Source organism: Reichenbachiella sp. (genome assembly GCF_039941815.1).
In the GTDB taxonomy this organism is placed as follows: domain Bacteria; phylum Bacteroidota; class Bacteroidia; order Cytophagales; family Cyclobacteriaceae; genus Reichenbachiella.
On the sequence record NZ_JBDVDW010000065.1, the window covers coordinates 81296 to 107595 of the forward strand.

General features: G+C 40.2%; 25 protein-coding genes and 1 riboswitch. Of the genes, 2 read left to right on the top strand and 23 right to left on the bottom strand.

Translation table 11 applies throughout. From position 1 onward, the window contains the following. Positions 1-35: 35 nt before the first annotated feature. The 18 genes from ABJF11_RS17430 to ABJF11_RS17515 all read right to left on the bottom strand — a co-directional run bounded on the left by ABJF11_RS17430 (position 36) and on the right by ABJF11_RS17515 (position 18564). Positions 36-1166, bottom strand: a complete 1131-nt coding sequence (locus ABJF11_RS17430; protein ID WP_348121389.1) for a hypothetical protein — start codon at positions 1164-1166, stop codon at positions 36-38. Beyond that, positions 1163-2335, bottom strand: coding sequence for a glycosyltransferase family 4 protein (locus ABJF11_RS17435; RefSeq protein ID WP_348121390.1), 1173 nt, complete (start codon positions 2333-2335; stop codon positions 1163-1165). Before ABJF11_RS17435 ends, ABJF11_RS17430 begins: the two co-directional genes overlap by 4 nt. Next, the gene (asnB, locus tag ABJF11_RS17440) at positions 2332-4200 is read right to left on the bottom strand and encodes an asparagine synthase (glutamine-hydrolyzing) (RefSeq protein ID WP_348121391.1); all 1869 of its coding nucleotides are present in this window, start codon (positions 4198-4200) and stop codon (positions 2332-2334) included. The genes ABJF11_RS17435 and asnB overlap by 4 nt, the downstream gene beginning before the upstream one ends. Positions 4201-4274: 74 nt before the next feature. Then, on the bottom strand, positions 4275-5225 hold the full coding sequence (locus tag ABJF11_RS17445; protein ID WP_348121392.1) for a glycosyltransferase family 2 protein: 951 nt from the start codon (positions 5223-5225) through the stop codon (positions 4275-4277). 4 nt (positions 5226-5229) lie between these two features. After that, positions 5230-6144 carry a glycosyltransferase family 2 protein gene (locus tag ABJF11_RS17450; protein WP_348121394.1) on the bottom strand — a complete coding sequence of 305 codons (915 nt, stop codon included), beginning with the start codon at positions 6142-6144 and terminating at the stop codon, positions 5230-5232. 2 nt (positions 6145-6146) lie between these two features. Further along, positions 6147-7244 (bottom strand): glycosyltransferase, encoded by a 1098-nt coding sequence (locus ABJF11_RS17455; protein ID WP_348121396.1) that lies wholly within the window; start codon positions 7242-7244, stop codon positions 6147-6149. Beyond that, entirely contained in the window at positions 7241-8164 is a 924-nt protein-coding gene (locus ABJF11_RS17460) for a hypothetical protein (RefSeq protein ID WP_348121397.1), read from the bottom strand. Before ABJF11_RS17460 ends, ABJF11_RS17455 begins: the two co-directional genes overlap by 4 nt. Before the next feature lie 3 nt (positions 8165-8167). Then, a complete protein-coding gene (locus ABJF11_RS17465) occupies positions 8168-8641 on the bottom strand; it encodes a GNAT family N-acetyltransferase (RefSeq protein ID WP_348121398.1) in 474 nt (157 codons plus the stop codon). Then, entirely contained in the window at positions 8638-9288 is a 651-nt protein-coding gene (locus tag ABJF11_RS17470) for a class I SAM-dependent methyltransferase (protein ID WP_348121399.1), read from the bottom strand. Before ABJF11_RS17470 ends, ABJF11_RS17465 begins: the two co-directional genes overlap by 4 nt. Before the next feature lie 16 nt (positions 9289-9304). Further along, positions 9305-10297 (bottom strand): hypothetical protein, encoded by a 993-nt coding sequence (locus ABJF11_RS17475; RefSeq protein ID WP_348121400.1) that lies wholly within the window; start codon positions 10295-10297, stop codon positions 9305-9307. A gap of 23 nt (positions 10298-10320) precedes the next feature. Further along, positions 10321-11130 carry a phytanoyl-CoA dioxygenase family protein gene (locus ABJF11_RS17480; protein WP_348121401.1) on the bottom strand — a complete coding sequence of 270 codons (810 nt, stop codon included), beginning with the start codon at positions 11128-11130 and terminating at the stop codon, positions 10321-10323. A gap of 139 nt (positions 11131-11269) precedes the next feature. Next, positions 11270-11986: a WbqC family protein gene (locus ABJF11_RS17485; protein ID WP_348121402.1), complete on the bottom strand. Its 717-nt coding sequence runs from the start codon at positions 11984-11986 to the stop codon at positions 11270-11272. Beyond that, complete coding sequence (locus tag ABJF11_RS17490; RefSeq protein ID WP_348121403.1) at positions 11983-13056, bottom strand: DegT/DnrJ/EryC1/StrS family aminotransferase; 1074 nt, start codon at positions 13054-13056, stop codon at positions 11983-11985. The genes ABJF11_RS17485 and ABJF11_RS17490 overlap by 4 nt, the downstream gene beginning before the upstream one ends. Beyond that, positions 13053-13664, bottom strand: a complete 612-nt coding sequence (locus tag ABJF11_RS17495) for a sulfotransferase (RefSeq protein ID WP_348121404.1) — start codon at positions 13662-13664, stop codon at positions 13053-13055. Before ABJF11_RS17495 ends, ABJF11_RS17490 begins: the two co-directional genes overlap by 4 nt. Before the next feature lie 136 nt (positions 13665-13800). Next, a complete protein-coding gene (locus ABJF11_RS17500; protein WP_348121405.1) occupies positions 13801-14565 on the bottom strand; it encodes an FkbM family methyltransferase in 765 nt (254 codons plus the stop codon). Between the two features lies 1 nt (position 14566). Next, positions 14567-16315 carry an ABC transporter ATP-binding protein gene (locus ABJF11_RS17505; RefSeq protein WP_348121406.1) on the bottom strand — a complete coding sequence of 583 codons (1749 nt, stop codon included), beginning with the start codon at positions 16313-16315 and terminating at the stop codon, positions 14567-14569. Next, positions 16308-17618 carry a hypothetical protein gene (locus ABJF11_RS17510; protein WP_348121407.1) on the bottom strand — a complete coding sequence of 437 codons (1311 nt, stop codon included), beginning with the start codon at positions 17616-17618 and terminating at the stop codon, positions 16308-16310. Before ABJF11_RS17510 ends, ABJF11_RS17505 begins: the two co-directional genes overlap by 8 nt. A gap of 1 nt (position 17619) precedes the next feature. Continuing rightward, positions 17620-18564, bottom strand: a complete 945-nt coding sequence (locus ABJF11_RS17515; RefSeq protein ID WP_348121409.1) for a polysaccharide biosynthesis protein — start codon at positions 18562-18564, stop codon at positions 17620-17622. Positions 18565-18681: 117 nt separating this feature from the next. Here ABJF11_RS17515 and ABJF11_RS17520 point away from each other — a divergent pair, with 117 nt between their 5' ends. Then, complete coding sequence (locus ABJF11_RS17520; protein ID WP_348121411.1) at positions 18682-19674, top strand: NAD-dependent epimerase/dehydratase family protein; 993 nt, start codon at positions 18682-18684, stop codon at positions 19672-19674. Positions 19675-19692: 18 nt separating this feature from the next. Continuing rightward, positions 19693-20760: a glycosyltransferase family 4 protein gene (locus tag ABJF11_RS17525; protein ID WP_348121412.1), complete on the top strand. Its 1068-nt coding sequence runs from the start codon at positions 19693-19695 to the stop codon at positions 20758-20760. A gap of 1 nt (position 20761) precedes the next feature. On the opposite strand, the gene ABJF11_RS17530 is transcribed toward ABJF11_RS17525, so the two are convergent. The 5 genes from ABJF11_RS17530 to ABJF11_RS17550 all read right to left on the bottom strand — a co-directional run bounded on the left by ABJF11_RS17530 (position 20762) and on the right by ABJF11_RS17550 (position 26271). Further along, positions 20762-21919, bottom strand: a complete 1158-nt coding sequence (locus ABJF11_RS17530) for a tol-pal system protein YbgF (protein ID WP_348121413.1) — start codon at positions 21917-21919, stop codon at positions 20762-20764. Between the two features lie 82 nt (positions 21920-22001). After that, positions 22002-22622: a PAS domain S-box protein gene (locus ABJF11_RS17535; RefSeq protein ID WP_348121415.1), complete on the bottom strand. Its 621-nt coding sequence runs from the start codon at positions 22620-22622 to the stop codon at positions 22002-22004. 149 nt (positions 22623-22771) lie between these two features. Next, positions 22772-23950, bottom strand: coding sequence for a homoserine dehydrogenase (locus ABJF11_RS17540; protein ID WP_348121416.1), 1179 nt, complete (start codon positions 23948-23950; stop codon positions 22772-22774). A gap of 2 nt (positions 23951-23952) precedes the next feature. Beyond that, on the bottom strand, positions 23953-25125 hold the full coding sequence (locus ABJF11_RS17545) for a PLP-dependent aspartate aminotransferase family protein (protein WP_348121418.1): 1173 nt from the start codon (positions 25123-25125) through the stop codon (positions 23953-23955). Between the two features lie 129 nt (positions 25126-25254). After that, positions 25255-25365, bottom strand: a riboswitch (SAM riboswitch). Positions 25366-25452: 87 nt separating this feature from the next. Next, positions 25453-26271, bottom strand: a complete 819-nt coding sequence (locus ABJF11_RS17550) for a VOC family protein (RefSeq protein ID WP_348121419.1) — start codon at positions 26269-26271, stop codon at positions 25453-25455. Positions 26272-26300 lie beyond the last annotated feature (29 nt).

The following is a 26300-nucleotide window of genomic DNA, read 5'->3' on the forward strand; positions in this document are numbered from 1 at the left end:
AATATACAAGTTGAAAAATTCAAAGTTGCTTAAAACTAGAGATTACCATTCCCTGTATTACTCCAGGAAAAACCAGCTTTTGAAACGGCAGCTTGAATTTTATTCAGCTGCAATCTGTAAGAATTTTCGCGGGCAAAAGTAGAGCGTTTTTCTGATAATTCTTGTGAGGACCAGATTTCAATCTCTTTCATAATTTTATTAAAGACCTTAGGCAGTTGATCGTTGGTTTTAGCCATATATATCAATTCAGTCTGGTCCTTGTATTGATCAATATAGTGGCTCACAATTGGCCTGCCTGTGCTGAGGTATTCTAGTACTTTGTGTGAGTTAGAAGTGTGCCTTTTGTACGTTTCAGAATCATAGCAAATCAAAAACGCATCCATTTCATCAAGTGTAGTGGGCAACTGATCAGACACCACTGGGCCACGCAATTCCGTGTTTTCATAGGTTCTTAGTCGCTGAATTTCGCTTTCAAAAAGTACCCGATCGGACAGATTGTCGACAGCATATGGACCGATGAACACGAACTGTATGCTCGGGTTTTGTTCGATTATTCGAAACAGTGTAGGGTAGTCCATCTGTGCATAGTTGAGATTGCCTACCAGACCTACTTTTATTTTTCCCTTTTCAGGAGGGTTATAGCTGGAAGCATGCGCTACAAAATGATCAGCAAGTCCATGATTGATGAAGCCTCGAGGTTTTTGTAAGGTTTCAAACTTGTCTAGAATCATATCAGATACGGCAAGAATGAGGTCAGCTGTCTGAGCACAGGTCCATTCCAGCGGAGTGAGGTGATCATCCACGGGATGATAGATTTTGAAAGCTTTTGAAGAAAAGCAATTCAAATTTTGAAAGACGTATGGATCAAAACTCCAGACGATATCCGGTGTGGGGAGCTGCAATTTTTTCATGATCCTTTTGGCCAGCCATATCTGAAAAACACGACGTAGGAACCAAGGCAGCTTATTCAATCCCCTTTTTGATGTGTAGTTAATCGCAAAAAGGTTGGGTTCAACCTCCTCCAGATGATAATTGTCGGACCGAGGATTGATAAAGTAAACCTGATTTTCTTGCCTGGCAAGAAGCGACGCATAATGATGCTTTGATACCTTGTTTGTACCCCATGGCTCGGGTGACAATATATAAACTACCCTCTTGTCAGTCATTTCTTTTCGAGTTTTGTGTCTCCAGAACTTCGACGTGCAGGTCCATGAACCAGATTCGAATAAATTTGAGCCAGCTTAGACATTTCCTTCTTTCGATCACCGTGTGCTATGACCGCCTGCAGATTTTTTTCTTCAGCATCGGATGCATCGTCATCCAATTTCGATTGGATTTTGCGAGTAAGATCATCAGCATCTCCGGCCGTGTATTTGAGGACGCTCGAGAATAGCTCTTCGTCGTAGGCCAAGTTAGGAATGATCAAAGGAGCCTTACAGAGCATTGCTTCTAATGCACTCACCGGTGTTCCGTCGGACTTTGGTGTCATGACAACCAAGCTTGCATGCTGGTAGTATTGAAACATTTCATCCTTGTCAAGACTATCAAGAAAATGGATATTCTTTTGCACAGAATGATCAGAAATCTTGGTTTTCAATGCTTCAACATAGGACTGATCGGTGCCATTTTTGCCTATGAAAACAAACTTGTATTCCTTCCTTATTTTTTCCGTCAGTCCACCAATTGCCTGGAGAGCCAACTCGTGATCATAAATAGGTCTCATGACTCTGGGGAAGAAAATGTATTTCCCCTCAATAGGAGTCACGGTTTTTTTCAGTTCTACAATATCTACTCCGGTTCTGATCAGATGAAAATCAGAAAGTTGTTTTCCAAACATTTGATGGATAGACTCAGATTGCCTTATAGAAGTACCGCATATCTCGTCGAAGCTGGCAAAGGCCTTTTTATATCTATTGAATACCAGCTTCGATAGTAGTGAGGTGCCTTGTCGGAATTGGGGAATAGTCTGCAGGACATCAGTTCCTCGAGTGGTGAGCACCATCGGAATTTTGAAGCTATTTCTATATAATCCCCACAGCGCATTGGGCTCAGCATACATAATATGAAACGCGTCGATTTTGTACCGTTGAATTAGAGCCTTTATCTCTTTTGCCTGACCAGGATTGCGCCAGAACTTTGCCACTGAATAGTCTGAGGTACAACCTAAAAAATTGATTTGAACGTTACTTAGTTTCGTGGCGGTGTCACTTTCAGATTTCACGTGATGTCTTCTTGCTATGCAGAAACATTCATACTCTTCCTGCTGTGAAAAGAAGCTCATCCACTTGATATCGTGAATAGAATTTGGGTCGGCCAGGTACAGTATCCGCCTCATTGGATTGATTTCTGCCATAGACTCAAACATAACAAGGCCCATATCTGATGGGTATATATTTTCTCACCTGACTGATGCTGTTTCAAAATTTTTTCGACCGTAGACTTTTCAAAATGATCCATGATGAATGGACTATTAAGTATCACCTCCTGGCTGTAGCTTTTCAATTCTTTTTTAAGCCACAAATGTATAGGAATTCCAAATCCTCGTTTTGGACGTCGATCTATATTAGGATCAACATGCTTTTGAGCAATTTTTTTCAATATGAATTTATTGATATCCTTATGAAATTTCAACTCATGAGGAATATTCATCGCAAACGAAAGAAGGCTGGTATCTAAAAAAGGTGACCTGACCTCAAGTGAGTTGATCATCGAAGATCTATCTACTTTGACCAGATAATCATTTAGCAAGCGCGTTTGCAATGAGGCCTGCATCAGTGAATCGACTTTCGTATCGTGTCGATTGGCTTGCCAGACCTGATCCCAATAGTTCAAAACAAAATCATGACCTTGCGAATAGTTACTTAGGCTTGCCCAGAGATCATGCTGATCCGATGGGAAAAATGCCATGTCTCTGAAGAGCTTATGACTATCCTCTTTTTGAAAATACTGCTGATAGGAGCCCATGTTATCACCAGGTCGGCGGAGTAGACGATGTTTGACTTTATCAATACCGACTCTTGCGTTGGAGAGTTTTGATTTGGCCAGGGGCGCATAGTATTTCTCTGATCGATGCGCTAGACCGTAGTCATTGTAGCCACCAAAGCCTTCATCACCGCCGTCGCCAGATAGGGCTACTGTGATATGCTGGCTGATTTCCTTGGTGATGTAGTATGAGGGGAGTAAGCTGGAATCAGCAAAAGGCTCACCGGTATACTTCATTAGGCCTTCTATATCTTCAGTTATATTTGGTTTGACTACGATTTCATTGTGATTGGTTTGGTATCGATCTGCAACTATTCTTGCATCGTCCAGCTCGTTGTATGGGGCATAATCAAGACCCACAGTGAAAGTGCTGATAGGCTTACTAGAATTTTGTGCGGCCAACGCTACGATCAGCCCGGAATCCACACCGCCACTGAGAAAGCAGCCTACCGGAACATCTGCTACAAGCCTTCTTTTAATCGCGCTCAATAATAAGGCTTCTGTCTCCTCTATGGTCTCATTTAGAGTCAGAGTGTGCTTTTGTAGAGGTACCTGCCAATAGCATTGTTCTGTTGATGTAGCGGATTTTAGGTCAAATCGGATATAATGAGCAGGTTTTATCTGACTGACTTCGTTGTAAATAGAATAGGGCTGGGGCATGGATAACTCACTCAAATAATAGAAAACCGAAGTGAGATTAGTAGATAGCGCAGACTTGTGCATATCATGTAACACTCGAATATCTGAGGAAAAGGAGAGTAATTGACCCTCTTGAAAGTAATATAGTGGTTTTTTGCCTAGCCGGTCTCTTACCAAAAAAACTTGATTTGCCTTTTCGTCAAATAGACAAAATGCAAACATGCCATCCAACTCCAAAAGCAATTGGTCTATTCCCCAGTGGTGATATCCCACCAAAATGACCTCTGTATCAGAATGTGTTTTGAACTGAGCACCCAGCAGTTGAAGTTTCTTTTTGAGAGCTAAAAAGTTATAGATTTCACCATTGAAAACAAGATGGTATTGATCTAGGCTCATGGGCTGATTGGCGCTATCTGTAAGATCGATGATTTTCAATCTGGAATGGAAAAGCGTATGACGATCAATCCTGAGGTGACCTTGATAATCGGGTCCTCTTTCTTTTAGCCTATCGCCACTACTCAAAAGTAGCTTTTGATTGAATTCCTCATTACCATTAAAGACACCCGCAATTCCGCACATTATATCAGCAAGAGTTTAGTCACGAAGATATTACATCAGCAATAATACTTGACAGCATAATTGCATTGTTTTGATTACTTATTAATAATTCTTGTTGCTGTGGTTAGCAGATATTTCAGATTAATCAAATACCAGGGACGAGCCATAAATGCTTTTCGGGCAGATTGGAATGATCCTACAAAATCACCATAGTATGCACGCATATCAGCTTCCTTTCTATATATAAGGCTCGCGTCTTGAATAAACGGTTTTTCAAGTTGCTCAATAAACCCCTTGAGCAATGGATCCTTAGGATCAATTGAATTCTTGGAATGCTCAATTTTGTCTCCATTTTCAATCAAAAAATGCACGATCTCCACTGATAAAAGCTGTCTTACATTTTTGATCGTTCGGGTTACAGAATTGGGGTTCGCCCGCACGAAGTACAAAGGCCGATCGATATTGAGTGCGGTATATTTATCCACTATCCGAGAGGCCCAGTAATAATCCTCATTTCCAATACGACTGAAGAATGGATCGTATCCACCTACTTTCTCATATGCATCTTTGGTGATCATAATACTTGCTCCGCAGAAAGGATTAGTACTTCTCATTTTTTCACGAATATCCTGATCACTTACAGGTAGGATTTTGGAAGCCGTAGCCGGCGAGCCATCTGGATTGACAAATTCTAAAAATGTACCGCAAATTCCTAATGAAGACTGCGTGATGGCTTCGACTTGTGAGGCAATTCGATCCTTTGCAGACCAGTCATCTGCATCTTGAAACGTAATGTATTCCCCGTTGCACTTCTCGAATAATTTATTGCAGGTTTGGAGATATCCCATATTACCATCGTTATGAAACATCTTTATTCTGGAATCAGAATAACCCTCAATGATGGATTTTGTACCGTCTGAAGAGGCATCGTCTGCGATCAGCAGTTCAATATTCTGATATGATTGGCTAAGTATCGAATCAATGGCCTCGCAAATGTATTCTTCACAATTATACGCGGGCATGATGATAGAAACCAGTGAATTCATAAATCTAGAATTTGGCTTTTAATAATAGATTCCCTACCTGAAGAGTATTTAAACTTAATGATTTATTCAGAATAGGAATGAGCCATATTAAATCCGAAAGGCTAAGATTAGCTCCATTATTTTTAATATACCATAAAATATTGTCTTTCAAATATGCGGAATGCTGTTGACCCTGGTGGGTAAAATGAAAATCAGGCTGAGTTTCGAACCACCTCATGAAGGAAATTCTAGCTTTCAATTTCCTTCTGAAGTATGAAGAAGTGTCGATGGATGAAATATTTTCTCCCCCCATTCTATAAGAAACTATAGCTTTCTGCAAGGTCCTTATTCCATGGGGCTGCGAAAACAAGAGCCAGGCAGCCATGTCTGTACCCCACGCCATATCGAAGTCTACCAAACCCTCGTGTCGCAGATAGGCTTCTCGGCTAAATATATATTCTGGCATGGTCAGATCTTGTTCTTTGAGGATAACCGCCTTGGCCAATTCATCGGCTCGCTGGAAATCAGGTACAGATGTCGATCTGATAAGATGACCTTGATCGTCGATTACCTCTTTTTTGAATCTAAAAACCTCCGTTTTTGGATCTGAAGTTAGAGCCTGATTCCATTGTTCTACACAGTTGGGTGTGGCCATATCATCATCCGAAAACAGCCATATCCATGGTTCCGTAGTTTTTTCGATACACCTTGTCCAATGCCGCACAAGTGAAGTGCCACCCAGATTACTATCGAACTTGTGGTAGATCACATTTTCATGCGATAGATAGGGTGCTACGATGGGATCCAAATGCTCGGGACTGTCGTCATCGAAGAGATAAAGTTTATAGTTAGTATGATTTTGTGCCAGAATGGATTCAATACTCTTCTTGAGATATTTTGCCTTATATGCCGGTATTATTATGGCGATGGAGCTCGTCATATTTATTTTCGCTTGAATATTTTCACCACCTTCGTTATGATAGCCTTAATCAATTTCTGAGTAGTTGCTGTATTACTGAGATAGGGTACAGAAGGGTTATTAGCATGCTCTATGAGTAGATTACGCATTTCACCGATGAGTTGTAGTCGAAGGACATCGTCGGTGAGATGGCTTAAGATTTTGTCGAAGAAAGCGTTAATTTCTTTAGGGTGGACAGAAATCTGGTTGAAAGCCGAGCGAAAAAAATTCAATCCTTTTTCCATTAGAATTTGCCTAACCTCATCATTCTGAAAATGATTGGCCATAATCAACATTTGCTCACACCTGAGCACATCTCTGTCCTGCATATTCTTGGTGGACCAAATACCGCTATGATGGACTCTATAGACGGCCATTTCTTCATCAAAGTGGTAGATTTTTCCAGACTGGGCGAGCAATAAAAACAAGGCATAATCTCCTAGTGCCACGTCATTGTACCAATCGGGAATAAAGCCGTCTCCTGGATTTCGAAAAACACAACTGGGCGTATGTATATAATTGCTCTTTAGAAGGTCGAAAATAGTTGAGGTAGGGCTACTAAAACCTTTGTTCCAATCTTCTTTGAACTTTCCATTTTCGAGTAATCGTGTATTGTGAAAGCAGAGGACATAATCCAGATTGCTCTCAAGAAATTCCACCTGCTTTTGCAGTTTTTGAGTATCAATCCAGTAGTCGTCTCCTTCGCACAGAGCCAAATATTTGCCTCGGGCAGATTTTAGCAGTAGTAATAGGTTGAGCGTAGAATGGAAAGCACCACTTTCATCGAATGTTGCGGTTTTCTGCCTGTCCCTAAGGAATAGCCTTATTTTGTCAGGATAACGGTCGGCCAGTTCAATGCATTTTTCTCTTGTCCCATCTGTGGACCCGTCCTCACCGACAAGAATTTCATAGGTGAACCTGGTATCTTGAGAAATAGAACCTTCAATGCACTTTTCTATATAATCCACTTGATTATAAGTGACGGTCAGTACAGAGAGTAGCGGGTTTTGACTATCGTCTAACGTGGCTTTGATTTTGTATTCATCATCATTGTGATATGACTCAAGATATTCCTTATTCATACCATTTTGGCTATGCCAAAACCAGTCTGGCCAAAACCATTTCCGTTGTAAAACAAATAGGTGGACTGACCTACTTCCAGAACAGATGGATAAGCTAGCATTTTGCTATCCCAGCCATCCTCAGAAAAGCCAATGCCACATTCAGAATCTTTTCTTTCCCAATGTTCTCCATCCTGACTGATCGCGTATCCCAGTCTATAGGAATCGACACCATCTCTGAAATCTGAACTGCCTCTATAGCTATAATACATGTGAAAGATGCCATCCTTGATGAATACGGTAGGTCTGGCATTCGACTCATCGTCTTTTAATGGAAGGATACAACTAATATTGGGTCGGTCCCAATTGAACCCATCCGATGAACTAGCCATTTTAATATGATAGAGCGCTTCGTATTTGTCGTTGACAGAGATCCATTCTGTGCACGAGGCATAATACATCTTCCAGCTTTTGCCATCTGAGATCACACATGGTGAGACAGAAAAATATGGTTCGTCTTTTGTCCGATCGACTACAGCACCCTCATATACTCGCTGAAATGTTATCCCGTCATCAAAACTTTCTGCGACCCCAATGGCATTGCTATATGGTACAGTATTTCTTACATTGAATCCAACGTAATACATTAATAATCTATCCTCGGTTTTCACCAGACAGCCCGGTAATACGCCACAATCATCAAAGCAGCCGACCTGCCCGTGTGAGAGTACCGGACGGTCATGTTCGGCTATAATTTGGCTCGGGTCATTTATGTCCAGATCCACAAATGAAATGGATGCTTTTCCGTTTGTACCTCGGGTACCAAAAAATACTCTAATTCGATCTTCTAAAGCTATTGGAGTTGGAATCATTGCATGGGAGCTTGCCCATGGAAGTTTCCCATTTACATTGTATACCTGCCCTATTTTTTCCCAGTTCATTGTTTAATTTTTTAGGTTTATTCCCATCGACCATATGTCCATATTCCACCAGTGATTGGGGTGAAATCCTTCCAGTTTCATTCCTTGTTTTTCATAGAATGAAACTACTTCTTTTTTAGGGACTGTTAGTTTTACCTTATGGCAGCCCCTTTGTCGGTATTCGTCCATTGCGGATTCAAATAGCAGCGCACCCAGACCTGACTTTTGCACTGTTGGTTTGACCAGTAGCCATATGATGGTCCCTACACCACCTTCTGGTGATGATCCCAGAAGTAAGCCCTGAATATCATTTTTCTCTTTTACAATAAGTATCAGGAGTCTGTCTAAGTTAAGTTCAATTTGCTTCTGTGAGTACACAGAATCATAATACGCCAAAGCCTCCTTCGGGAAATAGTTGGTCTCCTGAGAAAGTTTACTTAGATCGGAGCAGAAAATTTCGATATCCGCCTTAGCCAATTTTGAGACTTTTGGATTCATGTGTTTTTGTTTTTGAATACGTAGGTCGTGAATTCATACAGTCCGTAGTCCATTCTAAAGATTACATTTCTACTAATTTCCTTTGTAAGAAAACTCATCAGTTCATCCAGAGGCCAGTGGAATAAATCATCTCTCTTCCAATCTACATGTGAACTCATTACATTAAATGCTATTCCAGTTTTTGATGATTTGTATGCTGCATGAATTATCTGCTGTGCGAATTCAACCATGGCATCTTGCGGCAGGGTAAGTTTTTCGGTAAGCAGCCCGTTCATTACTATATAATCGTAGGAATCATCTGGTAAAGGGTTCTCCAAAATATCCCGAGCTTCAAAAGATTCATCCTTGTGTATAGACTTGGCTCCGTCAATCATTTTTTCAGAAATATCAATCCCGTAATAGTCTAAGTCCAATGCAGGATGAAATTTTTTGCAATACGCTAGGAGCAACCCTATTCCGCAACCTAGATCAAGGACTGAAGCGGTTTTGTCTGGTTTTTGTCCATATTTGAGAAGACCCAGCATGACTTCAAATCTGGCGTGCAAATCAGCCTCATCAGGCCAATCCATGCCTTGAAAATTGGAACCATGCTTTTGCAAGGTATCCTCGTAATGCTTATAAATCTCAGAGTATTTTTTCTTAGTCATACTAACGAACAAAATATCAATTCTTCCAATAAGGGGGAAAGAAATCACTATGTTTTTGATTTTTTTCTAAAAACCGTTCACACAGGGAGTCAAAGCGAGGCTGGTCAAATATTTCCTTGATTACAACGATTTCATGTTTTTCTCCGCCGAATCTTCTCTTGAATGCTTCTAAAGAGTCATTGGGACGTACACCACCACCAAGGTGTAGTGTCGGAATGTTTTTTTCCAGAAGATGTTCGACTGCTTTCCACATGAGAAGCTTAGTGTAAGCCGCACCATCCTCGATCGACGCGCTCAGAAAATATTCTGCTACCTCATCGGTATATAAAAACAAAGTCACAGTTTTTATTTTGTTTTCGGTTTTGACACCAAGTACAATCGCTTGATCGGATTCAATTAGTGACTTTAATGTTTCGGTCGAAAAATGATAGACTTCAGAGGCTCCAACGCGCTCCATTGTTGATTTATAAATTTCAATAAATGCCTCTGTAAGAATCGATTTATCGGTAACTAATTCAATCGCAAGGTCTTTCAAATGTTTATTCAATTCAGACTTGTGCCCCTTTCTTATATTTTTCCACAACGCTTCTTTGCTTAGCGTAAGGTCTAACGTGTACACCGGACTGTGATCATAGGCCACATTTTGCCATTTGTCATCCAGATCAGTCAGAGGATGTGACATGACGTAGGCGGTGATAAATTGATTTTCTTGTGCAAACTTCAGCCATAATTTTCGTAGCTCATCTTGTTTTGATTGGCCATTAAAATAGAAGCCGCCAAAACCGTATGGAGTATATAGCTCTGGGTGTCCGTCAGCTTTTTCCCTTATGCTGTACGTGCATACCATTTTCTGCGAGTCGACCTGGCCAACGAATAGATAAATCGGAGCGTTCATCGACTTCGAAATAGCCTGGCAGTATACCCACGTGTGATAAAATGTATGCGGGCATCCTTTCAGAGACTGCGTCCATATCTCTGGTGCGTCTAGATTGATGACCTTATAGTTCACTCTTGATTGTCTTACCAGGAAACTTAAACACTAACTTGTCGGAATTTACGCTTTTCTGGTGGCGCCCAATACTCATCGTATGATTTTGGAATTTGACTGTAGAAGCCAAGCTTTTGAAGGGTGCTTTCAGAAACGTTCGTGAGGTCCATGCCTTCCATAATGCCAGGTATGTCCACTCTTTGTTTCATCCATGGCCGGCACATATTGAGTGTAATCGCGTGTCTCCAGTCGTTGGTTGAATTAGTACCTCCGGCATGCCAAAGTCTAGTGTTGAAAAACCACGCCGAGCCTGCCTTGATGGTAAGTCTTTTCGCATTTTTATAAAATTCAGCCTCTTCTGGTTGTTCTTCCTTGAGATGAGAATAGGGGAGGTAGTAGGTGGCGCCATTGTCTACCGTAAAATCAGTCAACGGAATAATTACTCCCATTCTTAGAATATAGTTTGGAATGTAAATAGGGCTATCTACATGAATATGGCTTGAGTCATTGCCTTTTTCCGGAGGCATGGACGAGGAGGTGTATGAGTATGCGATAGATCCTTTTCCTAAAATAGCATTGATAGGCTTCACTATTTTTTCATTGTCGAACAATTCCAAAAAGGCTCCGCCATATTTTGCATTGACCAGCACATAGCCATAGAAACTATAATCTGTTGTGCCATGATATTGCACTTCCTTTTCCAGCGCCAATTTCAGTTCTTCTTTGATCCGCTCAATAAATGAGCCTTCCAAGACATTCTCAATAATTACAGAACCGGTTTCATTAAACTCATTTACAAAACTGTCTTCATCAAATAGCCAATTGCCCTGTTTCGATATTTTTGAAGTTTCCATTGTGGGTAGTATTATGTGATTCTTTGTAGTAGGAATTACTATTCAAAGATATACCAAAAAATAAGACTAACGGAGCTCCTATAAATTGATTTTAATCATGAATTAACCTCAGTGTATCCATCAGGATGGATGTTTTGTGCTAGCCATCTAGTAGTGTATATTTTGTAAGTAGTTGTCTTATGCCTTCTGGCGAGTTGTACATCAAGACATCTAATATTGATAAATTTGGAATAAAAGAATTATTAAGCTGATTGTATTTCAAATGCTCTTCCATTTGAATAAAGGAGAGTTTTATCCCGTGATCGTCAAAATATTCTGACGAGTACAATTCCCTTCCGTTAATTGGATTTACATAATGCTGTGCACCTAGATTTTTTGTTATGCTGATTATTTTTTCAGGGCCACTACCTTCTCTATTATAAGAAATTTCAGAGGAGAGCATTATGGATTTCTCAAGGTCAATGTATTCGAGGACACTCTTAATACTCTGAATGGCCAAATCGGCAATGGAATTTTTAGGGTCGATGGATTTAAATACTTTCTGAACCAGCGAGCATGACTCATTGAAAAATGGAGCTTTACTATAAGCTTGAGTCAGACTATTTACGAATTTCTCAGTCCAAGAATCAGTGATTAACGGATAACTATCGCATATTTTTTTATTCTGGCTTGCTTTGATAATAGGAACCGTAAAGAGGGAAGGTTGTCCGTTGGCGAGTATATTATTTCTGTTGATCCAACCCTTCTTTATATAATTGACATCATCAAAAAAAATGAAATCGTCTACTGCTTGGATCAGCTGAAAATACCCCAGATATGGAAATAAGTAGGGTTGCATGATGGCAATAGTCTTCATTGCTTTAGAATTTTACAGATTTGGTCTACCAGCTCAGGGGTCATGTCATCTCCGAGTGGTAGGCATACAACTCTTTTAGCAAGGTCATCGGCAATGGCCATAGGTACCGATTTAAAATGCGGTAATGCCGTGAAAGATGGAAAAAAATATCTTCTGGCTATTATATTTTGCTTTTCTAGAAGATCCATTTTATGTTTTAACTCTTTTTCAGAAGAAAATAAATATGGAAAATACGAATAGTTAATTTGGCATAAATCAAAATTTTCTGATAGGCTGGAATTCAAATGAGTGCGTTCGAGTGCCTGATCATAAAGCATCCAAATCTTCTTCTTTTTTTCGATTGAAGAATCTACCATTGGAAGAATCAAGTGTCCCATGGCTGCATGCATCTCCGACATTTTAGCATTGATACCGATACCATAGTAGTCGTCACCCTTGTGTCCAAAATGTCTGAGGTGATTTAGCTTGCTTGCCAAGGAAGAATCATTGGTGGCTATGGCGCCACCTTCTATGGTGTGAAATATTTTGGTCGCATGGAAACTGTAGCAACTCAAAGTACCAAATTGAGCCAGAGGCTTACTCTGATAAGTCGACCCAAATGCCTGAGCCGCGTCATATACTACGGGTAGATCATATTCTGCTGATAACTCAGAAAATCCAGATATATCTGCAGGTTGGCCATATACATGGACGGGGAGAATGGCTTTTGTTTTGGTTGAAATTTTTTCTTTTACTCGTTTGGGGTCGAGATTGCCTGTGATAGGATCAATATCTGCCAAGACGGGTATGGCGCCTTCCCAAAGTAAGGCATTCAGCGTAGCCACGTAAGAAAAAGGAGTGGTAATGACTTCTTTGTTCTTTAGATCCAAAACTCTTATGGCCAGTTGAAGCGCAATAGTGCCATTGCTGACGAGGAATATGTGCTTGACTCCAAGGTAGTCTTTTAGCTTTTCCTCTAAGGAAACCAACTGATTACCGTTATTAGTGATCCAGCCAGATTCCCAAATCTCTTGAAGCTTTTTATTGTAATCCTCTAATGCCGGTAATTCCGTTTTTGTAACGTTAATCATGTCGAAATATCAGAAGTTTTGTTTTTCCAGTCAAATTGATCTCTACTTGATTTACGATTAATAAAAGTGCAGAATCGATTATAACTGGTTGAGTCTGAAAGGTTGATCACGAGGAAATCATTAGGTCTGTTTTTAAAATATTCCATCACGTCATGGTTGTGTTTGCGATAGATACCAGTATACAGCTCTCGGTCATAATAATTTCCTTCTCCGTATACATATTTTAAAGCTTTTAAGACATATCCTTCATATAGATAAGAAATTTTTGCTAGATCCTCCTCAGCCTTTTGGAGTTGTCCATCTTTACTCCACAATTTGGTGTGGTATTTAACCACAGAATCAAACCATTGGTCTTCACTGTCTCTTATAGTTAGGATAAATTTACTTCCGGGAAAATTGATATCTAGTGTTTTATAAATATTTGGCGTAGAAAATGGGAAGTCTTGAAACGCCTCCGCTGATTTGCAGTACTTGATTAGTGAACTGTAGTCTTCTTCGGCAATCTCATCTATCATCATTTCAGCCTCTACCTGATTCCCGACTACATATCCTAGCTCTTTTAAGGCAAAGTATAAAGAGGTTGTTCCGGTTTTATTAAATCCAATCACAAAGATTTTTGAATTATTCCGGTACTTCACGTAAATAGAATTCCAAAGACTCTTGAAAAGACTTGATATTGACCTGTTTAATTGCCTTATTTTTAAGACCATATTTATTAATTGATCAGAGAATGGTTAATTGCAATCAACTGAAATGGGTATCGAGCAAGCCTTCTTTCTTCACAAATGCTAATTCAACTAACCAAAGGAGGCCGCTTTCAAAAGGTCTATTCAAATCAGTAATATCAAACAATTTGTAACCATAGCCATCCATGGCTGAAACTATAATCGATAAGCTATTGTGATAAGCTTTACAATTTATTGATGCCTCCACAAGAAAGACTTCTGTCACTCCATAAAAATCGGATGCACCTTTTAGGACCTCAAGATCGAAGCCCTCCGCATCAATTTTTATGATGTCAGGGGCAGGTAATTTTTCTTTAGAAATAAATTCGTTTAAGGTGACCACTGGTACTTGAATTTGTTCGAAACCAAATTCGGCGGCCTTTTCCTGAGAACAGTTGAATGTACTACTGTCGTCGCGGCTTGAAATGGTAAAGGGAAGTGTCGAGGTCGAACTTCCTGCCCCAAGTTCATAGAACCTAATCTTGTCATTCTTGTCCAATAGATCTTGGCTCGACGACTTTAGCCATCCCTGTGGTTCCAGCATGCTGTATTGAGCATTGGGAAAATGATTTAAAGCCTCTCTGGTCCAACTGCCATGATTGGCACCTACATCGACTATATGTTTGGGATTGAAGTTAGCTGTCTTTACAACTTTATAAAAGGTTTTTAGAAGGTAATCTTTAGATGACTTTAATTCATGCAATTCATCATCATCCATAAACCCAACCCTTATAGCGACAGGATGGAGAATTTTTTTAATAATCGATTTGATTTTCTTTTTCATGTCATTTCTCCTTTACGGTGTCGGCTTGTTTTAGTGAGTTTATATCCAAAATCCGATCGCAATATTTAAGTGTACTTTTCCTATGGGCAATTATTATCATAGTCAAATCAGTCGAATGAAGGGATCTTATGGCTTCTGTGATTTCTTCTTCTGTCTCACTATCCAGCGCAGACGTGGCCTCATCAAAACATAGTACCTCCGCACCATGATACAGTGCTCTGGCAATACCGATTCTTTGCCTTTGACCACCAGAAATTTTAGCCCCTCGCTCCCCGATCTTGGTGTATTCTTTCTCAGGCAACTGTTGCACAAATTCTGTCAATCGGGCTCTTTCTATTGCTATTTCAAAAGCCTTTACATCTATTTTCTCTTTGGAAATACCAAATGCAACATTCTCTAAAACATTGCCATCTACCAAGAAAACGTCCTGTCTGACGTATCCAATATTTCTTTGCCATGAAGGAATATTTTTCTCTTTTAGAGGCACTCCATCTATTAGAATATTGCCCTCAGTGGGCTTCAAAAAACCCAAAATGATATTCATAAGGGTAGTCTTTCCTGACCCCGATTTACCAATAATCCCTACGGCATCACCCTTGTTGATCGTAAGCGAGACTGATTGGAGTACCTGCTGAGATGAATCAGGAAATTTGAAACTAATGTTTTCAATCCTTATTTCATTCTTGAATGGAACATCGGCAGCGTCAGCGATATTTTCAGATTTATCCTGAAGCATTTCCTCTATGACATCAAGGGTGAATTGCTGCCCTTTAATATTGATTGTGGCTAGGAGCAACCTATTGATTGATGGAATAGTTCTGTAAGCCGCCAATCCAAAAATGCTCAGGAGAGTAAGTATTTTAGGGATATCAGATAATATAAATAAACCATAAAGTAGCATGGTAATTATCGAAAGAATTACGCAAATTTCGATTAGCCTATTTGGTATACTTTGAATTACCAGAAGCTTTATTCTTAGTTTTTTAGCTTCAGCAATGTGATTGAGAAATCTTGATTTAAAATTTTCAAAAACACCACCAATGACGACATCTACAAAGCCAAAAACAATTTCAAATATTGGCTGTGCAATCAACGGGGCTAATTGATTAATGCGCTCGTGAGATTCAGCTACTCTTTTTTTATTGGTTTGATAAAAAATGGTAAAGAAGGGTAACACCACAACAGCGAGTATGACTAATATGAGCACATCGTAAATCATCAGTGATGAAATCACAATGAGCAAAATGGTAGCTTCATTTAGAAACTGAATGATCTGTAAAATAAGGTTTTGAGCAAAAAGGGAAGGGACACCTGAAATTCTGTTTAGGAGACGGTTAGAATTATTTTGAGTAAAGAACAAGAAACCTCTTTGGTAGGCTTTATTCAGGACTGATGACGAAACCTCTTCATGCACTTGCCAACAAAATTCAGCCTGTTTTTTCTGAATCCATATACCGAACAAATTTTTGCCCAGAATAAATAATACGATGATTAGGCAAAGAAAAACTATAAAGTAGTTCACCTCTGAAAACTGAAGGTAATTGTATAGGGCGCTCGTATATTTATTCTCCAAGATGAAACCTGGCTTCAGGGTAGCCGCCAATATTGGAAGGATGGCTGCAAGCCCGATGATGTCGAAGAACGAGTTGATTATAATGCCAAAAAAAAGATACATAGATTTCACACCATATCCCTTGGGAAGTATGGCGATGGACCTTTTTATGGATGTATAAATTACATTGTTAATCATTACTTTTCTTATTACTAAGGATCAGTCCGATAAAATAAAATGGCATTACTGGAATCTTATATCGCATTAAAGACCCAAAATTATAAGTACTAACTCCAACTGCAATGGCAAAAATCATCGAAAAACTAATGCAAAACAATATCTCCGGTGTACTGACGGTGGCTAGAATTTTTTTCAGTCCTAAATTGAAAACAATATATAATGTAAAGAGAAGAAGTAAGAAACTTTCTAGTGCCGCCAATAGCATAAGTGGGTTCTTTACCTCCCATAGCCAGGGACGAAAGAGCGTAACCACTATTCCTTTTGGTGCCAACTCTAGTAGACTTCCAAGACTTCCATCTAGCTCGCCTAGAGTATAACCCGAGTTTTCTCCATCCCGTGCCCCCCAGCCATATCGGATATCATATGCCGTCACTTTGGCTGTCTCACCTATTTTATCAAGGGCATATCTGGAATCATCTTTACTTATTTGTTGCATGACCAACAATCCCCCTCCACAAAAAAAGATAATGAAAAAAGGAGCGACGATGAATCTTGTTATTTTATTCTTAATGATCGATGAAAAAAGCCTATATAGAAATAGAGAGGCCGCAATCAAAAAACACAGTAAAATGTAGATTTTAATAGAATAGATCATCCATGCAAAAAATATGAGCAGAATGGAATTTCTTATCGTATTCTTCTTAAACACGCTAACCTGGATGAGTAAATAAGTCATCCAGCATAATGCGGATAATGTGATGGAGTCTTTTAGTATACCTGAACCCCAAAATACAACTGATGGTATAAAAAGAGTAGCAATTGCCAATTGTCTCGTTTTGTCAGGCCGTAGGGATTGAAAAATCTTGAATAATGCCCAATGACCACTGAACGCAAATGCAGCAAAAAACAAGGCCGTGGCAGAGTATGTTGCACCCGTAAACAGGTCGAAGAAGGCAGCAATCCTGATAATAACATATGATTGCTCATTTCGATTCTGCCAAATATGAGAGGTATACTCATACACGTCACCGGAATATAACCCGCCATCGGACAGCAAAAGTTTAATACCCACAACCGGATTGTCCATGAAAGCACGCCAAATCCAATAGCTCCCATGGGTGTGAAAAGTAAATGTGTCCCCACCACCATAATAATATTGATAGATCAGCCCCAAGGCAATGGCGCCTACAAATTTTATAAGTAAACCCGGAATGAAATAAGGACGGGTTTGGGAATTGGTAAACAGTGGCCTAACAAAATACGCTAAGGTCAGAAAGAGAAGAAAGTAAATAGGAGTTATGATAAAATCCTGAATGCCCATGCTAATTGAGTTGGTATTTTAGATGAGCATCGTTAGCCAATTGGCTATCCAATCTATTCTGATCTATCGCAGAGATTAATTGATCATAGTCGGTGACAGATTCTTTATTGTGATGGACGATCCAATAGGAGGAATTCTCTATGGTCCTTTCCTTCTCAGTATCAGTTATAAGTTTCTCACTTATTTTTTCAAATCCACGCAATCCTATCACATGGTGTGCACAGTCTGGACCTATTTCTTTTGCAATGTCAACGATTCTTCTGGACGACATTTTAGGGATAAAAATTTCTCCGCCGAGCATATGTTCCAGAGCATAAATGAGGCTATCAGTCGTTTGACTTTCACTACAAAAAAACCGAGTCATGTCGGGATGTGTTATAGGTATGACCCCAGTTTTACTAAGTTCCTTGAAGAGAGGCACCACAGAACCCCGCGAGCCCCAGATATTGCCTAGTCGAATGATGGCAAACTTGCTGCTGGCGGTAGAAGCATTGAGAAACAACTTTTCGGCAGCTTCCTTGGAGTTTCCATAGATAGAAATCGGATCGACAGCCTTATCTGTAGAGCAGAGTACGGTCTTTTTCACCCCATTTTCAAGTGCAGAAAAAATCACATTTTTGGTGCCTTCTACATTGGTTTTAATGCATTCTTCTGGATTCTCTTCGCAGATAGGAATGTGCTTCATCGCTGCCGCATGAATCACGATATCTGCTCCGGCCATTTTCGAAACCAGCCTGGACCGGTCTCTGACATCACCTATAACCCACCTTATTTGTGGATACTGATTAGACGGATACAGTCTGCCCAACTCATATTGCTTCATTTCGTCGCGGGAATAAATTGTAATTTTTCCCACCTCGCTGTAGCTATTGAGCACCTTTTTTATAAAGGATTGACCAAGTGTACCAGTACCCCCAGTGATAAAAATGGACTTATTATTCACCATGATTCGAAGTTAAAGTATTTAGAACTATCTGGATTCTAATATTTCGATGAATTAAGATTTTTGCTCGACTGAAACATCTGGAGCATATCTTATTACTTTTGACCAAAATTAGTACATATGCCTGTTTCACTTGTCACCGGAGGTGCCGGATTTATAGGAAGTCACGTGGTAGACCAACTGATAGCAGCTGGACATAAGGTGTTGGTATTAGATGACTTGAGCGGAGGCAGCAAAAGGAATTTGCATAAGCAAGCCCATTTTGTGAATGGGAGCATCACAGATCATAAACTGCTGAAGCAAATTTTTGATGAAAATCAAATTGACTATATCTTTCATTTGGCTGCTTATGCGGCTGAGGGACTTAGTCATTTTATCAAAAGATTCAATTATCAAAATAATCTAATCGGGAGTGTCAACCTCATCAATGAGGCGGTAAAGCATGAGGTTAAATGTTTCGTTTTCACCTCCTCCATAGCAGTCTACGGTGATCAAAAACCGCCTGTAACCGAAAATATGATTCCTAGCCCAAAAGATTCCTATGGTCTGGCCAAATGGGCGGTGGAGCAGGAACTGAAGCTCTCAAAAGAAATGTTTGATTTAGATTATATCATATTTAGGCCGCATAATGTGTATGGAGAGCGGCAGAATATTTCTGACAAGTATAGAAATGTAGCTGGCATATTTATACACCAGCTGATGAATGATCTGCCTCTGACCATCTTTGGTGATGGAAGCCAAACTAGAGCTTTTAGCTATATTGGAGATTTGATACCAGTCATTGTCAATAGCATAAAACAGCCCTATCTTTATAATGACACATATAATTTGGGTGCAAATCAGCACACCTCAGTTTTGGATCTGGCTCGAAAGATTGAAGAACTCATGTCTGTAAAAGGCGAAGTAAATTTTCTGGAGGCACGAAACGAGGTGCAGCATGCCTATGCATCACACAGTAAAACCAGAAAAGTTTTTGGTGACTATGAGTCGACACCCCTGAGCGTAGGCTTAAAGAAAATGATACACTGGGCAAAAAATACACCCCGTCCGCCTATTAAAAAGTTTGAAAACATAGAAATTACGAAAAATTTACCGTCCTCCTGGAAAGAATAGCATACCTGTATCAAGAGCATGTCAAAAAAAATCCTTTTTCTTACCCCATATCCTCAGGACACTGCTGGATCACAAAGATTTCGTTTTGAGCAGTATTATCCTGCGCTCATCAAAGCCAGAATTGATTTCGACAGTCGGTCATTTATGGATGAGAATACCTGGGATATCTTGTACAGGGATGGTTTTTTAGTAAGAAAAGCAGCTGGTATTTTCCTGGGCTTTCTAAAACGTTTTTGGCTCATGCTCTGGCTCAGAAAGTACGACTTTGTATTTGTCCATAGAGAAGCCACGCCAATTGGGTTCCCTATAATAGAATGGATCATAGCTAAGGTTTGGAAAAAGTCATTAATCTATGATTTTGACGACGCTATATGGCTGGAGAACACGAGTGTTGAAAATCGATTAATAAGCTGGCTTAAGTATTCAGGAAAAGTCAACAAAATTATTTCCTGGAGTGATAAGGTAAGTGCAGGAAATCAGTTTCTAATGGATCATGCCAAGTTGTTTAACTCCGCGATTGTATATAACCCAACTACGATTGACACAGCGAATAGACATGTCCCTCGTAATAAAGAAAAGGATCAGCTATATGTGGGATGGACAGGGACTCACTCATCCTTGAGATATCTCGAACCAATATTGGATATGGTTCTGCAGCTGTCTGTCAGCTTGAATTTCAAACTGCTGGTGATCGCAGATAAGTCTCCTGAGATCGAACATAATAATCTAGAATTTATCTATTGGAACAAGGAGCATGAAATAGAGGACTTGAATTTAATCGACATTGGACTTATGCCTATGGAAAATGAAGAATGGGCTAATGGCAAATGTGGATTCAAGGCCTTGCAGTTTATGGCTCTTGAAAAGCCAGTGCTGGTGTCACCGGTAGGGGTAAATTCTGAGGTGGTAGTAGATGGCGAGCATGGCTATCACTGCCGGACTCCTGCAGAATGGAAAGACCGCCTCGAACAACTGATCGAAAGTATAGAATTGAGAAATAGCCTGGGAAGAAATGGGCGAACAAAGGTAATGGCCGAGTTTTCGACCGAGTCTAATACCGACAGCTTTCTTGGTTTGTTCAATTGAGTTATAGGCTTTGGAGGTATTTTTTGGCCAGCGCATAGGTTCTATCTTTTTTGCTGGATAGCTTTTTTACCTTTTTGAATTTTTCCTTGGCCAAATCTTTGTCACCTCTTTCGGCATCGTATCTACCCAGATGAAGTACGGAGTATAAATAATATCCCATTTCCTGAGCCCCTATTTCATCTCCATATTTCACACACAATTTATAATATTGCTCAGCTACCTCTGGTTCATCGCGATGAGAATTGATCTCTCCTAGAAAAAATGCCGCATACCTTCCACTGTTTTGCTCATACCCCATATAGCTACTGTCGATTTTTGCTATGATGGATTGTGAGACCACTTCTGCTCTGTCATACTGCCCCGTGCTATACAGCATACGTGCATAGAATCTTTGAAAATAAGCATTGTCGGGAAAAGTCTCATGGAGGTATTCGGAGGTGAAGAGTGCTGAGCGCATATCCTTTTCCTCGTTAGCCATGATTCGCATCAAAAAGTATTGAGCCTCGGTCCGAGTAAAGAAGGCATTGTTTGCGACATCTTTTAGCTGTGTCAATCCTAGTTCTTTGTCTCCATCTCTAAAAAACATCATGATAGGCTTTAGAATTGGATAATTTTCTGGAATCCAGACAGAATAATAGTTGTACAATGCATCCCCAAACAATATTTCAGGTCCAAACTCCTCATGATTTCGGCAATAGTCCAGATATTTCATTGCATTTTTTCCGGCAGAAGCTGCTTTTCTCCAAGCGTGCCTTTCAGCGTAAAGCCGACCTTTAAAAGCATATGCGGCGGACAGAAAAAAACCACCTTCAACCTGACTGCCTTTTTCAAAGATATTTTCTGCCATTACGATAGTGCTATCCAAATACACAAGTAGTGCGGAATCATACTTGGTCTCCTGTATGTTGGGCACAATCCGCCACCACTGACTTAGACCCAACAAGAAATAGGGAAGTGGATGCCAACCATATTTTCCGCGCAGCCAGCGAAACTGTGAATCCGCTCGTTTAAAATCGAAATTGTACATGCTGTTTATACCTTCAGTACATTCGATTTGAATTTCTGTATCTATAAGTAAGACAGGGATACTATCGTTGGGATTACCATTCGCCTTCGAAATGCTGAAGGCTAGCACAACAAGAAAAATTAATTTTCGCATCAATGATTTTCTGATAGAATCTGCTTTATTCGATAAATCTAATACAACCTAGACAAATACAGCAGGGTCTAAAGTAACGGATTTAAATTTCTTCTGTTTTGCCTACAAGGTATCTAATCTCTCTATCCAATTTTTGAGAGAGACCGCGGATTTTATCTATATAGAGTTTTGTGTCCTTCCAATTCGTTGGGTCATCTGATAGTAGATTGGCTAATCCAAGGATGGAAGTAATAGGACCCCTTAGCTGATGGGCGGATAAGTACGCTACCTCTTTTAATCTCTTATTCTGTGCTGTGATTTTTTGCTCGTATAGCCTTTCCCTGGTAATATTTCTGAATGACAACGCCACTTTGTTGTCGCTCTCACATGTATTATTGAAGGGATGATACTCGACCGCTATCCACATCGATTGACCATCAATTGTGCTAAAGTTGTGTTCGGCTCGGACAATTTTACCATTGAGCGCCTGGGCAAATTCCTTTTTGAAGTCATCAAGATTGTCTGGGTGTACGAAGTTGATAGAGACTTCACCCTTGGACACCTCATGCGACCAGTATTTCAATAAAAACTCACGAAAACGTCTGTTATACGATACGATGCGATAATCAGCACCCACCACCAAATTGGCCACGGTGGTACTATCCTGTACCGCTTCCAATAGTTGCAAGGCCTCTTCCAGACGCGCCCTCTTTTTCTTTTCCATAGCTATTAGTTGGAAGCGAAAGTTGATCAATCTGAGTTTAATATCATAATTGATAAAGAAATAATTTGCTGGAAATGAGGCATTACGGAAAAGAACCCGATTCGCCGGCTGCAAATCGGGTTCAGGTTCTCAATTATGAAATCTTTGGATTAGTCATTTAGTAGGATCGCGTTTATGGTATCATCTTCGAGCCATTCAGATTTTTTCAACTCATGGAGTTTGATATGTCCCACCAGAAAGTTTCCGCGATCGCTAGAATATTTTTCTTCTATACTATCAAAGTCTTCGAGTATGGGTGACACTCCATTATACCTGACAAATAGTTTTAGATTAAAATCTTCGGACAATCCGAATTTCCCATCGTTTTTGTGTTGCTTTTTGTATTCATATTTATAGTCATAGTTCAACGCTGAAATGTCAGAAAGGACAGCAGATCCAGTAGGCTTATCTCCGGCTCCCTTGCCATAGAGTAGCTGGCTCTCCGAGAAAGCACTTTCCAGAATCACGGCGTTGTACTCATTGCTAGTTTGTGAAAGTACCGAACCGGTAGGCACAAAAGTGGGAATACAGTAGGCCTCTATGGCGTCATTGACCCTTCTACATTTGGCGATAAGCTTGATTGTATATCCATGCTTCTGCGCATAATCAATATCAAATTCATTGATTTTAGAAATACCATAATTAAAAATATCGTCCGGCTTAGTGATTAGGCCAAAAGCATGAAAGAGCAGGATGCATAATTTATACTTTGCATCTATGCCCTCTACATCTAGTCGTGGGTCGCTTTCGGCAAAACCCAAATCTTGTGCTTCCTTTAGTACTTGAGCAAACGGCAGACCATCGGCTAGTAGCTTGGTAAGAATGAAATTTGTGGAGCCATTAAAAATGCCTTCCACTGAGGTCAGTAGATCATTGTCATAATACTCCTCCAAATTTCGGATGATCGGGATGCTGGCACAGCAGGCAGCTTCGTACAAAAAGGAAACCTTATTTTTTGATTGTAGCTCCAGTAATGTTTCCAGATGTTCGGCAATCATTTTTTTGTTGGCAGAGACCACTGATTTGCCAGCATTCATTGCAGCCGTGACGATCTCAAGCGCAGCATCGGCATCATCGATAAGTTCAACTATGACATCTATCTCCTCGTTTTGCAGCAGCTCATCCTTGTTGTCCGTGAAATACGAAGCATCCAATGGTCTGGACTTTTTCAGATCTTTGATGCAAATTTTAACGATTTCAGAATTTACTGAATCTGACTGCTGCAACACATGGTGCAATCCTTGGCCTACACACCCAAAACCAAAGATTCCTAACTTTAGATTCTTCATTCCTAGGCAATTATTGCTGATTCCACTTGAGTATTTATCTTCTCGAAGGCAGCCTCCAAATCTTGAATGAGGTCCGTAGGATCTTCTGTGCCTATGGAAAGTCTGACCAGCGAGTCGTTTATGCCAGCCCCTCTGCGGATGTCGTCAGGGGTGCCTTTGTGTGTCATGGTAGCAGGGTGGCAACATAGACTTTTTACGCCCCCAAGACTCTCGGCTAGCTTAAAAAGCTCAGTGCTGGTCACGAACTCGGTGGCCTTTTCCAGGGTGTCCTCCTTAAAGGCAAATGAAACTACAGCACCATAATATTTCTGCTGTTTTGTAGCCAGTATGTGCCCGGGGTGCTGCTTGAGCCCAGGATAATGCACTACTTGAAGTTCTGCCTTGTTCACCAGATATTCAGCAATTATTTCTGCATTTCTGCATTGTTTTTCTACACGAAGACTTAGCGTCTGGATTCCTCTGATGGTGAGCCAGCTGTCCCAGGGCCCCAAAATACTACCCGTAGCATTTTGGATAAATTTAATCTCATCAGCCAGTTCGTCTGTTTTCACGGTGACCAATCCAGCAATCACATCCGAGTGTCCCGCGATATATTTGGTGGCGCTGTGCAAGACAATATCGGCCCCAAGATCCAGAGGCTTTTGTAGCACGGGAGAGGCAAACGTGTTGTCCACCACGACCAGGCAATTATTTGAATGAGCAATTTTAGAAATGGTTGCGATGTCCGCAATTTTCAAAGTAGGGTTGGTAGGCGTTTCCAACCAGATTAGTTTGGTATTAGGGGTGATGTTGTCGATGATATTTTCAGGTTCGGTGGTGTCAGTATAGCGCACCGTGATCCCAAATTTCTTATACAGTTTTTCGAATGAACGAAAAGTGCCGCCATAGATATCATCTACAGCTACGATTTCATCTCCTGACTCACAAAGTTTTATTACAGCATCGACTGCTGCCAGGCCACTGGCAAAAGCGAATCCTTTGACTCCGTTTTCCAATTTGGCAATCGTCTCCTCCAATACCTGGCGCGTAGGGTTGTTGGATCGACTATAGTCAAACCCCTTGTTTACCCCAGGTGCCTCTTGTACAAAGGTGGATGTTTGATAAATAGGTGTTGAGAGTGCTCCGGTCAGTGGATCGGAGAGAAGACTGTGTAAAATTTCTGTTGTCTCTTGCATGGCTTTATTTGTTAAAAGTTTACAAGGAGACTTTTCAAGGATCCATTGTCTGAAATGGACAAAAAAAATGTCCTTTCCAGACAAGCTAGAAAGGACATCGTATATTTTTTAATTTGAGTCTATCCATTCTGCTTATCTCTCACACAATTGTGTGATTGGAGTTAGCACCTTCTACGTCGTTTCCGACAAGGGTTGCTAAGGTTTCATAGGGCCAAATCCCTCCACCTTTCTTGATAAGTCATCCAATAAATTAATTAGAACGAGCCACAAAGATAGACGCCATAAAATTTCATATCCAAGAAAAGTAAGCTTTTATTTTTTTGGTAGTTACCTCAGCCATTGGATTTTGTTGGCATTGTTGTCCAGCTCAAAAGTGGATATTTTACCTTCTCCACTCTTAAAGACGATCTGATCAAAACCAGCCAATACTCGATCCAAGGGCATAAATTCTGTCGTTTCCAATGACTCATAAGGCAAGTGAATAATCTCAAAAATGACATGGCCTTTTTGAAGCAAGTTTTGGTAATGAATTTTTGATTCATTCACCGTTTTGATTTCGGTGAAATCGATATTCTGCTCATACCATCTCATGGTATTGATGTAGTCCGAAGACATGACAGAGAAAAAAACAGCTTCGGTAATTACGCTATCAGCAGGGTTAACGGCAGGGTTAGGTCGATCCAGAATTTGCACCTTATTGCCATCGGGATCACTGGTTAAAAAATATCTTAATCCGAGGTTTTCATCCACTGTAACGTCTTCCAATATTTTCTGCCCGGATGCCAAAAGATTCTCTTTGACAGCCTCAAAATTATTTGTGGCAAAACCAATCTTTTCTATCCCATTAATGTACTTCTTTCCCTTAGGTAAATTTAGCTGCGATCTGATCAAAACATTATTACCTTGTTTGATAAACAAGGTAAAGTCTCCAGCCTTCATCTTTACATGTTGCCGAGGCTTGTATTCCTTGATTGCAATATCCAGGTATTTTCTATACCAGGTGGCCGACAATTTCACGTCTCTGGCTATCACCGTGATTCCGCTGAGTACAAAATCATCCTCCGAAGATTGTGCAAATACAGGGTTTGGGCCATTCCAGAAAGGTAGCGCCAGTAAGACAATGATAATTTTGGTTGCAATTCTCATATTTGTAAGCAGATACACTGCTAAGCTAA

Bases quoted from the DNA above. Each gene is read 5' to 3' on its own strand.
- ABJF11_RS17450 (WP_348121394.1), bottom strand. From the start codon at position 6,144: ATGACGAGCTCCATCGCCATAATAATACCGGCATATAAGGCAAAATAT.
- ABJF11_RS17500 (WP_348121405.1), bottom strand. From the start codon at position 14,565: ATGAAAAAGAAAATCAAATCGATTATTAAAAAAATTCTCCATCCTGTC.
- ABJF11_RS17525 (WP_348121412.1), top strand. From the start codon at position 19,693: ATGTCAAAAAAAATCCTTTTTCTTACCCCATATCCTCAGGACACTGCT.
- ABJF11_RS17445 (WP_348121392.1), bottom strand. From the start codon at position 5,225: ATGAATTCACTGGTTTCTATCATCATGCCCGCGTATAATTGTGAAGAA.
- ABJF11_RS17505 (WP_348121406.1), bottom strand. From the start codon at position 16,315: ATGATTAACAATGTAATTTATACATCCATAAAAAGGTCCATCGCCATA.
- ABJF11_RS17540 (WP_348121416.1), bottom strand. From the start codon at position 23,950: ATGAAGAATCTAAAGTTAGGAATCTTTGGTTTTGGGTGTGTAGGCCAA.
- ABJF11_RS17545 (WP_348121418.1), bottom strand. From the start codon at position 25,125: ATGCAAGAGACAACAGAAATTTTACACAGTCTTCTCTCCGATCCACTG.
- ABJF11_RS17535 (WP_348121415.1), bottom strand. From the start codon at position 22,622: ATGGAAAAGAAAAAGAGGGCGCGTCTGGAAGAGGCCTTGCAACTATTG.
- ABJF11_RS17430 (WP_348121389.1), bottom strand. From the start codon at position 1,166: ATGACTGACAAGAGGGTAGTTTATATATTGTCACCCGAGCCATGGGGT.
- ABJF11_RS17480 (WP_348121401.1), bottom strand. From the start codon at position 11,130: ATGGAAACTTCAAAAATATCGAAACAGGGCAATTGGCTATTTGATGAA.
- ABJF11_RS17455 (WP_348121396.1), bottom strand. From the start codon at position 7,244: ATGAATAAGGAATATCTTGAGTCATATCACAATGATGATGAATACAAA.
- ABJF11_RS17520 (WP_348121411.1), top strand. From the start codon at position 18,682: ATGCCTGTTTCACTTGTCACCGGAGGTGCCGGATTTATAGGAAGTCAC.
- ABJF11_RS17460 (WP_348121397.1), bottom strand. From the start codon at position 8,164: ATGAACTGGGAAAAAATAGGGCAGGTATACAATGTAAATGGGAAACTT.
- ABJF11_RS17435 (WP_348121390.1), bottom strand. From the start codon at position 2,335: ATGAGGCGGATACTGTACCTGGCCGACCCAAATTCTATTCACGATATC.
- ABJF11_RS17515 (WP_348121409.1), bottom strand. From the start codon at position 18,564: ATGGTGAATAATAAGTCCATTTTTATCACTGGGGGTACTGGTACACTT.
- asnB (WP_348121391.1), bottom strand. From the start codon at position 4,200: ATGTGCGGAATTGCGGGTGTCTTTAATGGTAATGAGGAATTCAATCAA.
- ABJF11_RS17465 (WP_348121398.1), bottom strand. From the start codon at position 8,641: ATGAATCCAAAAGTCTCAAAATTGGCTAAGGCGGATATCGAAATTTTC.
- ABJF11_RS17530 (WP_348121413.1), bottom strand. From the start codon at position 21,919: ATGCGAAAATTAATTTTTCTTGTTGTGCTAGCCTTCAGCATTTCGAAG.
- ABJF11_RS17485 (WP_348121402.1), bottom strand. From the start codon at position 11,986: ATGAAGACTATTGCCATCATGCAACCCTACTTATTTCCATATCTGGGG.
- ABJF11_RS17550 (WP_348121419.1), bottom strand. From the start codon at position 26,271: ATGAGAATTGCAACCAAAATTATCATTGTCTTACTGGCGCTACCTTTC.
- ABJF11_RS17490 (WP_348121403.1), bottom strand. From the start codon at position 13,056: ATGATTAACGTTACAAAAACGGAATTACCGGCATTAGAGGATTACAAT.
- ABJF11_RS17510 (WP_348121407.1), bottom strand. From the start codon at position 17,618: ATGGGCATTCAGGATTTTATCATAACTCCTATTTACTTTCTTCTCTTT.
- ABJF11_RS17470 (WP_348121399.1), bottom strand. From the start codon at position 9,288: ATGACTAAGAAAAAATACTCTGAGATTTATAAGCATTACGAGGATACC.